We start from the raw sequence: 13,999 nt of genomic DNA, 5'->3' as shown, positions 1-13,999 counted from the left end.
TTCGAGGCCGCGCTCGCGGTCGGCGAGGCGCTGCGTGAGATCCACAAGCGCGACGCCGAAGCGCTCAAGGATCATCACATCGAGTTCAATGCGTCGCTGATCTTTGGCGGCCAGATCGGAACCGAAGAGCCGCGGCTGTTTTGTATCTACGCGGCCGGCAATTTCATCGAGGCGACGGCGGAGACGCCATACTTCCAGATCGGCGAATCGAAATACGGCAAGCCGATCCTGGATCGAGTCATCTCACGCAGCACCAGTCTGGCGCAGGGCGCGAAATGCGCACTCATTTCGATGGACTCGACCATCCGCTCCAATCTGTCGGTGGGCGTGCCGCTGGACCTGCTGTCGATCAAGCGGGATGAGCTGAAGATCCACAGTCACGTCAACATCGACGAAGACCATGCGTACTTCCGAATGATCCGCACGCGCTGGAGCGAAAGCCTGCGCCATGCATTTCACGAAATTCCGGATCCGGAGTGGGTGCGTCGCAGCTGATCTCGACAATCATTGCGGGTCGACTTTCACCCATACCGACAGCTCATTGCCGCCGGTGCTGTAGCTGCGGCTGAGAATGCCGCTGCTGGTGCTGCTGGAGGACTCACTTACGCCGCCGAGCTGGATCCACGATCCCAGTCGGCCAATCACCTGGGTATTCAATGACTGCGATTGAATGCCGCCGCCGGTGACGCGCTCATCCTGCTGGGCAATCTCCAATATGACCTGATCGCCATTCACCCGCGGCGTGACCATGAAGCCGCGTTGCAGATTGCGATGCTCGACCGCACCTGCGACGAACGGTCGCTTGCCGCCGCCGACTGCGACGGCCGTCACAATGGGCACGCTCGTGCCTGTAGCAATGAATGCAGCGTTGCCTTCCAGCACCTGGACACTGGAGACGCTCGAGTCCTTTGTCTGCACGTTGCGCTCGCCGGCGCGCACCGTACCCGACACGCCATCGCGAGTGCTCAGCGTGCCCGACGCGGATGCCTGCTCCTGTTGAATGTCCAACGCTGTGCTCCGGCGCACAGAAACCAACATCTGTCGCTGTTGTTTGTCCAACTGCGCCACTGCCGAGCGCAGCTGCGCGAGATTACTGCTGCTGGTACGGACAAACAGCTTGTAATCCTGCCCGGTCAGCGCGCCGCCCTGTTCGAGCAGGGGTTGCAGCACCGGGATCAGGTCCTCGGCGCGGCGGTACTGCAAATCGATGACAGTCAGCGACTGCGCCCAGGCCACCGCCGTCAGCAGACAGGCGCCGACGCCCAACCAGAACCCTCTCAGCAAGCGGCGAAACTGAATATTCATGAAGCCTCGTGGAACGCACTAAGTCCCTGTATTGCGATGACTTGGCAACCGGTTCAGGCAATCTCCTACGGGCAACCCGCGGGATTGTTGCAGGCCGGGTTACTCAAGCCTGCGCCGATTATGCCGAATCAGTAGCTGTGCGGTCCTTGAACCGCGTGCTGATCGTCTCCCGGAACAATAAATGAACCTGATCCTTGGCATCGTGGTGGTGTTTGGCTGCGTGCTGGGCGGCTTTGCCGTCCATGGCGGTCAATTGGCCGCGCTGTGGCAGCCCTCCGAGCTGTTGATCATCGGCGGTGCCGCAATCGGCGCACTGATCATCGCCAAAATCCAATTTCAAGCGTCACCAAAGCGGGTGGCGGCCGGCATCGGCGGCCTGAATGATGAAAGGCGCGCGATACAAGAGGGATCATTACCTCGCGCTGTTCTCGGTGATGTATGAGCTGCTGTCGATCGCGCGCAAGAGAAAGGCATGATTGGGCCTGGAGCGCGTCAATTCGAAAGATCCGGCCAAAGAGCGACCTGTTCAAGAAACGTCCGCTGATCCTCGCCGATCAGCACGCCGTCGAATTCATTCAGGATTATCTGCGCCTTATCATCAGCGGCGACATGGACCAGCATCAGCTCGAGGCGCTGATGGATCTGGAAATCGAAACGCATCATCACGGCGGCGAAGAGCCGGCACAGGCGCTCAACAAAGTGTCCGACTCGCTGCCCGGCTTCGGCATCGTGGCCGCGGTGCTCGGTATCGTAAATACGATGGGCTCACTGGGCGGTCCGCCGGAAGAAATCGGCATCAAGGTCGCGGCCGCGCTGGTCGGTACCTTCCTCGGCATCCTGCTCGCCTACGGTCTGCTCGGCCCGATGAGCTCGGCCATGGAGCGGCGTGCCCGCGACGAGACGGCGTTCTACACCACCATCAAGACCTGCATCATGGGATTCCTGCAGGGTCATCCGCCGCAGGTCGCGATCGAGTTCGGTCGCAAATCGACGCCGGCGGAGCTGCGTCCGAGCTTCAAGGATCTCGAAGCCCAGCTGCGCGGCAAGAAAGCCTGAGGCCACAGCGGACCCGCGTCATGGCCAAGAGTAAGGACGGCGAGGCACTCGCGCCGATCATCATCAAGAAGGTCAAGAAGCGCGGCCATGGTCATCATGGCGGCTCCTGGAAAGTGGCCTTCGCCGACTTCGCCACCGCGATGATGGCGTTCTTCCTGCTCATGTGGCTGATGGGCTCCACCACTCAGCAGCAGAAGGGCGCGATCTCGGAATATTTCAACAATCCTTCGGCGGTGCCGGGCACGAGCCCGCTGCCCTCGCCGACTGCCACTCAAGGCCCGGGCGGCGCCAGCACCAGCATGATTCAGCTGGGCGGCGGCATGGAGCTGCACACCACCAGCAACAATGAGGATGCACCGCCGGCGCAGGTCGTCAACGACGACGAGGCGGAGAAGCGCGCCGAACAGATCGATCAGGAACGCTTGAACGCGCTGATGAAAGAATTGAAGGAAGCCATCGACGCCCGCGAGGCGCTGGCGAAGTTCAAGGATCAGATCCTGCTGGACATCACGCCCGAAGGCGTGCGCATTCAGATCGTCGATCACGATCGGCGCTCGATGTTCCCGCTCGGCAGCGCCAAGCTGGAGGACTACAGCAGCAAGATCCTTTACGAGCTGGCGAACATCATCAACAACGTGCCGAACCGCATCAGCATCAGCGGTCACACCGATATCAAACCTTACGTCGCTATCAACTACAGCAACTGGGAGTTGTCAGCGGACCGCGCCAACGCGGCTCGTCGCGCGTTACTCACGGGTGGCTTGCCGCCGGAGAAAGTGGGCCGCGTCGTGGGCCTCGCTTCGAGCGTGCTGCTCGACACTGCGGTGCCCGATAGTCCGGTGAATCGACGTATCAGCATCATCGTGATGAACCGTCGCACGGAAGAAGCCATCATGCATGAGAACGGCACGTTGCTCAGCGTGCAGCCTCCGGGCGCGACCGAAGCGGGTTCGGCTCCGGTTGCCGAGACTGGCAATGGTGGGTCTGGCGCCAGCTCTCCCACCGCTGGCGGCGGTGCTGTGCCTGTCACGGCTGCTGTTGCTGCCCCGATTGCGGCGATGGTGGGGCAGTAAGGTCCTATAAACACCGCGGGGCGCGTGGCGAACGCCGCTGCGACATCTCCGCGTCGAAGCACAGCGCGGCTCCGTCAGGCTCACCTCTGCGCCGCAAATCGCTCTAATGTTTGCTGCCAAGCGGCAAATCGGCGCTAAATTTAAAATTCAGGGTGGGGTTACAGCTGCGAAGACGTACAGTCCAACGCCAGGTCATCGTCATCCGGGTCTGATGGCACCTCGCTATGGACAACAGGCGTCCACAATCTGCAAATCAGTCGACATCAAGTGCGTGGGCGAACGCCTTTCACGCCAAGTACCAAAGGCGCGTGATTTCAGCGGAGTTGGATCGGGTTGCTGCTGAGAAAAATAGTCTGCAGACGAAGAGCCTTGGTGCGCAGAGAGTGAAGTCGAGTAGGAGGTAGTGATGTACTACTGCATCGTCATCCTGGTCGCTGTTGCCATCCTTCAATTTGTATATGAGTCGATCATTGCGCCGTCGCTGCGGCTCGAATTGCGCTTCGAGCTTTTCAAACTAAGAGACGAGGTCAGGCTCCTGAAGATCGACAGCTCAGGTGCGGGCAATGGGGTGGAGTTCGCGGAGCTGCATTTTTATGAGCTGCAAGACTCGATCAACTCGCTCATCAGTCTTCTGTTCAGGTTTGATCTGGCGACAGTCAGCGCGATCTCGGCGGAAATAGAGCGGGATGCCGAACTCAAACGGCGCGTCGTGGAGCGATCGCGAATTCTCGACGACTGTGCTTTGCCAGAAATTCTTGCGATAAGGGGCGAACAATTTCGGATAGCTACCAAGGCTCTTGTCGTGAACAGTGGGCCGGTGCTGATCTGGCTGGTGTTACCGGCATTGCTCTTTGTCGGCTACAGAGCACTTCGCAACAAGGTCAAGGACTCGCTGACCGTCCCGGAGACTGACCTGAAGCGTTTGCTTCGGGAGCAGAGTCCGATGGAAGTGGGGATGTCTGCTTGACGCCGTCCCTTTGCTGAGGGGCAGTGACCCGTGTATGGATCACATAGCATCGTCGAATGTTGCTTCATTGCCAGCCTTGATGTGATCCGCGCACTGCTGCGGCCGGCGGCCGCTCAGTACTCTGTGCACCATGTTTTCTCATTGGCGAATCCTGGTGGCATTGGGTGCCCTCGGTGCGGGTGTGGCCGCGCTGGTGGAAGGCCGTGCCATCGATCATCCGCCTGGGGTGTTGGCACCGGATGAGCCAACACAGCGTTTGGTGCAGCGGGCGCCGTTTGCTCACGGCGAATATGAGCTGACGCCGCTGGCGGACTTCGAACTCGAAGCGCGCGTGTTGTCGGTCGAGAAGTACAGCATGGATGGCGGCGCGCGCGTCTCGCCCATCGATTTTGCGCTCGGCTGGGGGCCTATGTCCGACAGCGCTGTGCTATCTCACTTTCGCATCAGTCAGGGCGCGCGTTTCTTTACGATTTATCCCGACGAGCAGGCCATCGATCTGCAGACGGCCATGCGCAATGCTTCCAACATGCATTTGATTCCCGCCGACGGCACTCTCAAGGACCGTCTGAAGCGGGTGAAGCCGGGCAGCATCGTGCGGCTGCGCGGTCAGTTGGTCAGCGTGCTCGGCCCGAACAACTTCACCTGGCGCAGCTCGCTCAGTCGCACCGACACCGGCAATGGCGCGTGCGAACTGTTCTATGTCGAGGCAATGGAAAAGCTGTAATTGCAGCTTTATGCACGAGAGCCGGCATCCGCATCGCTGGCATAGTCGGCCGAGAGCTGTTTGCGTACCGGCAGCACACACCGCACCAACAACCCTGGATGATTGTCGAGCAACTCGATCGTCGCTCGATGCAGGCGCATTACCGCGGCGACGAGGCTCAGGCCGAGGCCGCTGCCTACTTGATCGCGGTCGCGCTCCAAGCGTACGAAGGGTTGCAGGATGCGGGCGCGGTCGGCTTCGGGGATGCCAGGGCCGTTGTCGGCGACGGACAGGGTCAGTGAGTCGCCGAAGGCACGGACGCTGGCCTGGACCTTGCCGCCTTCCGGCACGTATTTGATGGCGTTCTCCAGCAGATTGACCATCGCCTGCGCGAGCAGCTGGCGATTGCCGTGCACGGAGGCAGACGCGTCGCCCTGATAATCCAGGTTGATGTTTCTATTGCCGGCTTCGGGTTGATACAACTCGACCAGTTCCTGAGCGAGTGCGGCGACGTCGACGTCCTCGGTGGGTACGTCGCGGCCGCGGCCGTCGGTTTGGGCGATTTGCAGCAGCGTGCCCAAAGTTCGCTGCACGCGATCGAGCTCAGCGAGTGTTGCGTCCATGGTCTCGCGAACGCCTTCGGTGAGACCTTCATGTTGCAGCGACTCTTCGATACGAACGCGCGCTCGATACAAGGGCGCGCGCAAATCGTGAGCGGCGCTGTCGAAAGTCGTGCGTAGAGTCTCGGTCTGTTGCTCGATGGTTTCGAGCATGCGATTCACGGCGGTCGCGAGCGCATCGAACTCATCGTGCGCGGGCTCGACCGGCAGGCGTTGTGACAAGTTGCCGGCCATGATGGATTCGCAGGTTGCCGCGACCGCTTTGACGCGCCGGCGGATGCGGCGGCTGTAACTCAAGCCAAACAACGTGGCGAGCAGCACACTCGCGCCGACGCCCCAGAACATTGCGGTCCGCAAGCGAGAGGCGAGGCGACTGCGATCGAGAATGTCCGTGCCGACGAGCAGCCAGCGATTGCCGGGCAAACGAATGATTTGTGCGCGCACCGGATGGGCGACTGCGCCGCCTGCGTCGCTGGCATCGATCTCGAACTCCACCCAATCGTTGTAGCGACTGACGACCTGCGGCCAGCGCGCAAGATTGCCGGCGATGGGGAAGCCGTTGTTCTCGACCAATAGATACACCGCGCCGGAACGACCCCAGCCATCGGAGCGACGATGCAGCGTCGCCACGAGTTGCAGCAGGCCGCCGCGCGAATAGTCATCGACGAGATTGTTGACCTCGGAGTTGATGACGACATCGACTTCGTTGTCGAGCACGCGCGCGGTCAGGAAGTACACGGCGGTCAGCACCAGCGTGACGCCGACGGCGAAGATCACGATGAACAGCGTGGCGAGCCGCGACGTGGACAGTCGCATGCGCGGTCGCGGGCGCGAGGTCGGCCCGGCGGCATCCGGATGGCCGGCGTCGGTCATGCGTTAGCTGCTTCCGAAGAACCGTTGAAGTGGCGGCCATTGTACGACGTCTCCCGTCGCCGCCCGCCAGCACTGTCGAAACCGGCTACTCCTTCAGAACATAGCCCGCGCCGCGCACCGTATGGATCAACGGCCGGGCGAAGCCTTTGTCGACGGCATTGCGCAGGCGGCTCATGTGCACGTCAGTGATATTGGTCTGCGGATCGAAGTGCAGGTTCCATACGCCCTCGAGCAGCATGGTGCGCGTGACCACCTGGCTGGGCCGGCGCATCAGGAACTCCAGCAGCTGGAATTCCTTGGTGGTGAGGTCGATGTTCTGGCCGGCGCGCGTCACTTTGCGGGCCAGCAGGTCCAGCTCCAGGTCGGCGACTTTGAGGCGGCTCGATTCTGCCAAGGCGGTCCCGCGGCGGCTCAATGCCTCAATGCGCGCGAGCAGCTCGGCGAATGCGAACGGTTTGGTGAGGTAGTCGTCGCCGCCGGCTTTCAGGCCATGCACGCGGTCGTCGACCGTGCCAAGCGCGGACAGGATCAGCACCGGGGTGCGATCGTTGCGCTCGCGCAGGGTGGTGATGATGGTCAGTCCGTCGACGTGTGGCAGCTGGCGGTCGGCGATGATCACGTCGTAATGACGTTGCGTCGCCTTCTCCAGGCCGTCACGCCCGTCCGGGCTGTGATCGACGCTGTAGCCAATGTCGCGCAGGCTTTTGATCAGGTATTCGGCGGCCTGCAGATCGTCTTCGATGAGCAGTAGTTTCATGCGGTGCGTGAACGTTGAGCTGACCGGCGACGGCAAGGGGGATTGCCGAGGAACACGAGGGGAAGTGTCCGCCATCGCCGGTCAGCATTCAAACGTTAGCCGATCCGCACCGGCACGAAGATCTGCGCGCTGTCTCGTTCGATCAGCAACGCCACGACCTTGCCCTTGGTATTGCGTGCGGCGGTCTTCAGCTCTTCCACCGACTTCACCGGCTTGCCGTTGACGCCGAGGATGATGTCGCCCCGCTGCACGCCGGCGGCAGCCGCCGGGCCATCCGAGTTTTCGACCACCAGATCGCCGTTGGTCTCGACCTGCTGCTTTTCCTGCTTCTGCAGCGGGCGTACCACCAGGCCGAGCTTGGCAGTCTCGTCGGATTGCGCGCTGTCGCGATTGGCGACCTTGGTGCCTTTCTCGGCGATCTCGACCGGCTTCGCGCTCAGGCGCTTGATGCTGCCATCGCGCCAGACGTCGAGGTTGACGGTGCTGCCAGGCTTCTTGCCGGCGATCAGGCCCGGCAATTGCGAGGACTGCTCGATCTCGGTGCCGTCGACCTTGAGGATCACGTCGCCGGCCTTGATGCCGGCCTTCGCGCCCGGACCGTCGTCTTCGACCATGCCGACCAGCGCACCCTTCGGGCGGTCCAGGCCGAACGACTCGGCCAGCTGCGCATTCACGTCCTGGATCGACACGCCGATGCGGCTGCGTGTGACCTTACCGGTCGACACCAGCTGCTGCTGCACGTTGCTGGCGACATCGATCGGAATCGCGAACGACAGACCCATGTAACCGCCGTTGCGGCTGTAGATCTGCGAGTTGATGCCGACCACTTCGCCATTCATGTTGAACAGCGGGCCGCCGGAATTGCCCGGGTTCACGGGCACGTCGGTCTGAATGAACGGCGCATAGTTGCTGCCAGGCATGGGGCGCGAGGTGGCGCTGACGATGCCGGCCGTGACGCTGTTCTCGAAGCCGAACGGCGAGCCGATGGCGATCACCCACTCACCGGGCCGCAGCTTGGCAGGATCGCCGATCTTCACGGTCGGCAGATTCTTGGCGTTGATCTTCAACACGGCAACGTCGGTGGCTTCATCGACACCGACGACCTTCGCTGTGTATTCGCGCCGGTCCGTGGTCTTCACCGTGACTTCGTCGGCATCGGCGACCACGTGTGCGTTGGTCAGAATGACGCCATCCGAGCTGACGATGAAGCCCGAGCCCTCACCGCGCGCCGGCTGCTGATTGCGGGGCATGGGTTGACCGAAGCGACGGAAGAAATCGGAGAACGGATCGTTGGGCGACATGCCCGGGATATCGGACGTGGGCTGCGACTTGCCGACCACGGCGACGTTCACCACGGCGCCACCATACTGTTCGACCAAGGAAGCGAAATCGGGCAGGGCGGCGGCGGTAGTGCGCGGCGACGCCGTGGCAACGGCGGGCGCGTTGGCGGCAGCGACCTGGGTGGCTGGGTTGTTATCGGCAAAGCTGCCGGAGCAGCCTGCCAGCGCGATACCCAGCACCGTGGCTGCCGAGACCACGGTCGCGCGAGCTCGATTGAAGGGCGCTTGATTCTGTCTGACAAGCATGGATGGCTCCTCCCACTATGGGTTTCCAATGCAATGCCAGTAAGACGCCCTATCGCACGCAAAGTTTGCGTGGAAGTCGCTCTATTACGAGGACTTAATGCTACCGCGTAGTTCTTCCAAGTCCTGGCGTAGGGCAGCGACCTGCTCTTCCAGCGTGGCGACGCGCGCTTGCAGGGAGCTGCGGGAGTCGGCGGCGGCGTTTGGGTGGGGTTCAGCTCCGCCCTCCGCGTCGAGCCTGGCTTCGGTCGGGGTGAGCGGGATGGTCTCCTCACCACTGAATAAATGCGCATAGCGCGAATCGCGGCGCCCCGGCTCGCGCGGCAGCTGCTTGACAAAGGGACCATCGGGGCGCGTGGCAAGGTCCTCGAGCGCCGACTCGATCCCGGCGCCATCGGGCACTTCTGCCATGCGCGGCACGCGGGTGCGTAGCTCGCCAGGAGTCTGTGGCCCGCGCAGGAGCAGCTCACAAATGATCGCTGTCTGCACGGGCGTGAATTCGAGCGAGCCGAAACCGGTGTTGCAGAAGCGGTGCTGATACTTGGGCACGCGGCTGCCAAAGCCCGATTTTTCCAGCACCAGGTGCTTCTTCACCAGCCCGTCGACACTCTCCTGCACGGTGCGCTCGTCCAGGCTCAGCACCGGATCGCGATTGCTTTTCTGATTGCAGGCGTTGGTCAAAGCATTCAGCGACAGCGGATATTGGTCCGGTGTGGTCAGGGCCTTCTCGATCAGGCTGCCGATCAGTCGGGCTTCCAGGGCGGTCAGATGGGTATTCATGACGATGCTCGGAGCGTGCGCTTATGCAGTTTGGTTTGGGGAATATAAAGGATTGCCAGGATCGAGGGCCGCTCCGGCGCCATTGTCGGACGTGCTGCCTTCTTAGACCGGACGGTAACCGCGTACAATTACCGTCCATACCTCGCATTGGCTCCTAGCCTTACTATCTTGCGCAACCTGTCCCTGCCGCTTGCTTCTACGGAGCCGGACACCGCCGTTGCGGGCCCGGCTGCGCGTCTGCGCGAAATCCCTTACAACTACACCTCGTTCTCGGATCGCGAAATCGTGATCCGGCTGTTGGGCGAGCCGTTGTGGACCACTTTGGACGAACTGCGCGGCGAGCGTCGTACCGGGCGTTCGGCGCGCATGCTGTACGAAGTGCTCGGCGACATCTGGGTCGTGCAACGTAATCCCTATCTGCAGGACGACCTGGTCGACAACCCCAAGCGTCGCAGCCTGCTGATCGACGCCTTGCATCACCGGCTCAGCGAGGTCGAGCGGCGTCGCGATATCTCCGATCCGGAGCGCGATCGTAAAGTCGGCGAGCTGCTGCGAGCGGCCCGTCGCGCCGTTGAGTCGTTCGCCAACGATTTCGAACGGCTGGTGCAACTTCGCAAGCGCGCACGTCGTTTGCTCGAGCGTCACACGCGCGACGACAACATTCGTTTCGATGCGTTCGCTCGGGTCTCGCATGTGACGGACGCGACCGACTGGCGCATCGAATATCCATTCCTCGTGCTGGCGCCGGACACCGAGGCGGAGATCCCCGCGCTGGTACGCGATTGTATCGAGCTTGGCCTCACGATCATTCCGCGCGGCGGCGGCACTGGCTACACCGGTGGCGCGATCCCGCTCACGCCGCTGTCGGCGGTGATCAACACCGAGAAGCTGGAGCAGCTGGATTCCATCGAAACCATCGACATTCCCGGTGCGAGCACGCCGGATGCGAAAGTGGCGACGATTTTCAGCGGCGCCGGCGTCGTCACTCGTCGCGTCTCCGATGCGGCCGAGCGTGCGGGCCTGGTGTTTGCGGTCGATCCGACGTCCGCGGATGCCTCGTGCATCGGCGGCAACGTCGCGATGAATGCCGGCGGCAAGAAAGCGGTGCTGTGGGGCACGGCGGTCGACAATCTCATCTGGTGGCGGATGGTCGATCCCGATGGCAACTGGCTCGAAGTCACCCGCCTCGAGCACAACTGCGGCAAGATTCACGACGTCGAAGTCGCCAAGTTCGAATTGACCTGGAAGGACGGCCGCGACAATCCCGAGCGTGCGCGAGTGCTGCGTTCGGCGCGCGTCGATATCGAAGGTCGCAAGTTCCGCAAGGAAGGTCTGGGCAAGGACGTCACCGACAAATTCCTGGGTGGCTTGCCGGGCGTGCAGAAGGAAGGGTGCGACGGCGTGATCACGTCGGCTCGCTGGATCCTGCATCGCATGCCGAAGCACACGCGCACCGTGTGTCTGGAGTTTTTCGGTCACGCGCGTCACGCGATTCCGTCCATCGTCGAGATCAAAACCTTCCTCGACAACGAGGCGCGCACTACCGGCGTGCAGCTCGCGGGCTTGGAACATCTGGACGAGCGCTATCTGCGCGCGGTCGGCTATGCGACCAAGTCCAAGCGCGGCGCTCTGCCGAAGATGGTGCTGCTCGGTGACATCGTCGGTGACAACGAAGATGCGGTGGCACGTGCGACTTCCGAAGTCGTGCGTATCTCCAACAGCCGCGCGGGCGAAGGCTTCGTCGCCGTCAATCCCGATGCGCGCAAGAAGTTCTGGCTGGACCGCTCGCGCACGGCCGCCATCGCGAAACACACCAACGCCTTCAAGATCAACGAAGACGTGGTGATTCCGCTGGATCGCATGGGCGACTACACCGATGCCATCGAGCGCATCAACATCGAGCTGTCGTTCGCCAACAAGATCAAGATGCTCCGCGAGCTGCGGGACTTCTTCGAAACCGAGCTGCCGTTGGGCAAGGTCGACGATCCCGATCTCGCTGGCGTGTCGCGTGCCGAGTTGCTCGGCGATCGGCAGATTCAGGCGCAGCAGGTGATTGCCGATACGCTCGCGCGGTGGACCTATCTCGCCGAAAACCTGGATACCCCGGTCAGCGAAGCGCTGTCCCAGCTGGCGACGCTCGGCTTCGCGCCGCTGCGTGGCGACTTCGAGCGACGCGTCGAGCGCGAGCCAAACGTTCGCGTGTTCGACCTCGTGCAGGATCGCTCGCTGCGCACGTCGTGGAAAACGGAAGTGCGCGCGCATCTGCGTCGCTTGTTCGTGGGTGGCGCGTGTCTGCCCATCCTCGAAGCGGTCGAGGTCATTCATAAGCGCGTACTGCGTGGTCGCGTGTGGGTCGCGCTGCATATGCATGCCGGCGACGGCAACGTGCACACGAACATCCCGGTGAACTCGGACGACTACGAGATGCTCCAAACGGCGAATCGCGCCGTCGAACGCATCATGCAGATCGCTCGCGGGCTGAATGGCGTGATCTCGGGCGAGCACGGCATCGGCATCACCAAGCTCGAGTTCCTGACCGACGCGGAGACCGAGGAGTTCCGCCGCTACAAAGATCGAGTCGATCCGGACGGCCGCTTCAACAAGGGCAAGCTGATGCCGGGCGGCGATCTGCGCAACGCGTACACGCCCAGCTTCAACCTGATGGGACACGAGTCCCTGATCATGCAGCAGTCCGACATCAACTCGATCTCGGACGCGATCAAGGACTGCTTGCGTTGTGGCAAGTGCAAGCCGGTGTGCGCGACCCATGTGCCGCGTGCGAACCTGCTGTATTCGCCACGTAACAAGATTCTCGCGACGTCGCTGCTCATCGAAGCGTTCCTTTACGAGGAGCAGACGCGTCGTGGCGTGTCGCTGCGTCACTGGGACGAATTCTCCGACGTTGCCGATCACTGCACGGTCTGTCACAAGTGTGAGAAGCCGTGCCCGGTGAACATCGACTTCGGCGATGTGTCGATGGCGATGCGCGATCTGCTGCGCCGGATGGGCAAGAAGCGCTTCAATCCTGGCACTGCCGCGTCGATGTTCTTCTTGAACGCGACCAACCCGCAGACCATCAAGGTCGCGCGCACGGCGATGCTGGAGTGGGGCTTCAAAGCACAGCGCATGGCGAATCGCGCGCTGAAAGTCGTGGCCAATGCGCAAACGGCGCATCCGCCCGCGACGACTGGCAAGCCGCCGTTGCGCGAGCAGGTCATCCACTTCGTCAACAAGAAGATGCCGGGCGGGCTGCCGAAGAAAACGGCGCGCGCGTTGTTGGATATCGAAGATCGGAACTACGTGCCCATCATTCGCGATCCGGCCAACACGACGAGCGACTCGGAGGCGGTGTTCTACTTCCCAGGCTGCGGCTCGGAACGTTTGTTCTCGCAGGTGGGCCTGGCGACGCAGGCGATGCTGTGGAAGGTCGGCGTGCAAACGGTGCTGCCGCCGGGTTATCTGTGCTGCGGCTATCCGCAGCGGGGCTCGGGTCAGTTCGACAAGGCCGAGCAGATCATCACGGACAATCGGGTGCTGTTCCATCGCGTCGCGAACACGCTGAACTACCTCGACATCAAGACGGTGGTGGTCAGCTGCGGCACCTGTTTCGATCAGCTGCAGGGCTACAAATTCGACGAGATCTTCCCGGGCTGCCGCATCATCGACATTCACGAGTTCCTGATGGAGCGCAACGTGAAGCTCGAGGGCGTGACGGGCGTGCGTTACATGTATCACGATCCGTGTCATACGCCGATGAAGAGCTACGACCCGCTGAAGGTCGTGAACACGCTGATCAACGATCAGGTGAACGGCAAGGTCGAGAAGAACGACCGCTGCTGCGGCGAGTCCGGCACGTTCGCTGTGACGCGCCCGGACGTGGCGACGCAGGTTCGATTCCGCAAGGAAATCGAGATGAAGAAGGGCGCGGAGAAACTGCGCGCGGATGGGTTCAAAGGTGACGTGAAGATATTGACGTCATGCCCGTCGTGTATGCAGGGTCTGAAGCGTTACAACGATGACGCGGATATCGATGCCGATTACATCGTCGTCGAGATCGCGAAGCATGTGCTCGGTGAGAACTGGTTGCCGGAGTATGTGCAGAAGGCGAATGCCGGCGGTATCGAACGCGTTCTCGTTTGATGGTTGGTTGCGGCCGGGACTGGGCTGTCGCCCGTCCCTCGCTGCTTGAGGCTCTTAAGGCTTAAGAGAAGAGGCGTCGGTTCCCGCGCGCCGCCGAGGTGGGGTACCTCTTCCCGGCACCGGGCACGGCCGGAGCGCCAGC

12 protein-coding genes are annotated in these 13,999 nt (G+C 62.1%); 7 read left to right on the top strand and 5 right to left on the bottom strand.

Translation table 11 applies throughout. The features are described 5' to 3' along the window. On the top strand, positions 1-495 hold a 495-nt coding region (locus D0550_RS06850; protein ID WP_116808360.1), incomplete at its 5' end, for a proteasome-type protease. Between the two features lie 9 nt (positions 496-504). Here D0550_RS06850 and D0550_RS06845 read toward each other — a convergent pair. Then, positions 505-1,305: a secretin N-terminal domain-containing protein gene (locus tag D0550_RS06845; RefSeq protein ID WP_116808359.1), complete on the bottom strand. Its 801-nt coding sequence runs from the start codon at positions 1,303-1,305 to the stop codon at positions 505-507. Positions 1,306-1,486: 181 nt separating this feature from the next. Here D0550_RS06845 and D0550_RS37110 point away from each other — a divergent pair, with 181 nt between their 5' ends. From D0550_RS37110 to D0550_RS06825, 5 genes are all read left to right on the top strand, one after another. Further along, on the top strand, positions 1,487-1,747 hold the full coding sequence (locus tag D0550_RS37110) for a motility-associated protein (RefSeq protein WP_206606138.1): 261 nt from the start codon (positions 1,487-1,489) through the stop codon (positions 1,745-1,747). Between the two features lie 167 nt (positions 1,748-1,914). After that, on the top strand, positions 1,915-2,361 hold the full coding sequence (locus D0550_RS37105) for a MotA/TolQ/ExbB proton channel family protein (protein WP_414717265.1): 447 nt from the start codon (positions 1,915-1,917) through the stop codon (positions 2,359-2,361). Between the two features lie 20 nt (positions 2,362-2,381). Continuing rightward, positions 2,382-3,434: a flagellar motor protein MotB gene (gene motB, locus D0550_RS06835; protein WP_206606136.1), complete on the top strand. Its 1,053-nt coding sequence runs from the start codon at positions 2,382-2,384 to the stop codon at positions 3,432-3,434. A 406-nt stretch (positions 3,435-3,840) separates the two neighbouring features. After that, positions 3,841-4,401 carry a hypothetical protein gene (locus D0550_RS06830; RefSeq protein ID WP_116808358.1) on the top strand — a complete coding sequence of 187 codons (561 nt, stop codon included), beginning with the start codon at positions 3,841-3,843 and terminating at the stop codon, positions 4,399-4,401. Between the two features lie 154 nt (positions 4,402-4,555). After that, positions 4,556-5,125 (top strand): hypothetical protein, encoded by a 570-nt coding sequence (locus tag D0550_RS06825; RefSeq protein ID WP_153067073.1) that lies wholly within the window; start codon positions 4,556-4,558, stop codon positions 5,123-5,125. 8 nt (positions 5,126-5,133) lie between these two features. Here D0550_RS06825 and D0550_RS06820 read toward each other — a convergent pair whose 3' ends face one another. From D0550_RS06820 to D0550_RS06805, 4 genes are all read right to left on the bottom strand, one after another. Then, entirely contained in the window at positions 5,134-6,597 is a 1,464-nt protein-coding gene (locus tag D0550_RS06820) for a sensor histidine kinase (RefSeq protein ID WP_116808356.1), read from the bottom strand. Positions 6,598-6,682: 85 nt separating this feature from the next. Next, a complete protein-coding gene (locus D0550_RS06815) occupies positions 6,683-7,354 on the bottom strand; it encodes a response regulator (RefSeq protein ID WP_116808355.1) in 672 nt (223 codons plus the stop codon). A gap of 95 nt (positions 7,355-7,449) precedes the next feature. Then, a complete protein-coding gene (locus tag D0550_RS06810) occupies positions 7,450-8,940 on the bottom strand; it encodes a Do family serine endopeptidase (RefSeq protein WP_116808354.1) in 1,491 nt (496 codons plus the stop codon). An 84-nt stretch (positions 8,941-9,024) separates the two neighbouring features. Beyond that, positions 9,025-9,717: a YceH family protein gene (locus D0550_RS06805; RefSeq protein ID WP_116808353.1), complete on the bottom strand. Its 693-nt coding sequence runs from the start codon at positions 9,715-9,717 to the stop codon at positions 9,025-9,027. Positions 9,718-9,894: 177 nt separating this feature from the next. On the opposite strand from D0550_RS06805, the gene D0550_RS06800 reads away from it, so the two are divergent. Then, on the top strand, positions 9,895-13,857 hold the full coding sequence (locus D0550_RS06800) for a DUF3683 domain-containing protein (protein ID WP_414717269.1): 3,963 nt from the start codon (positions 9,895-9,897) through the stop codon (positions 13,855-13,857). Positions 13,858-13,999: the final 142 nt, after the last annotated feature.

The organism is Steroidobacter cummioxidans (genome assembly GCF_003104955.1).
This window is presented reverse-complemented; position numbering and strand designations above follow the sequence as displayed.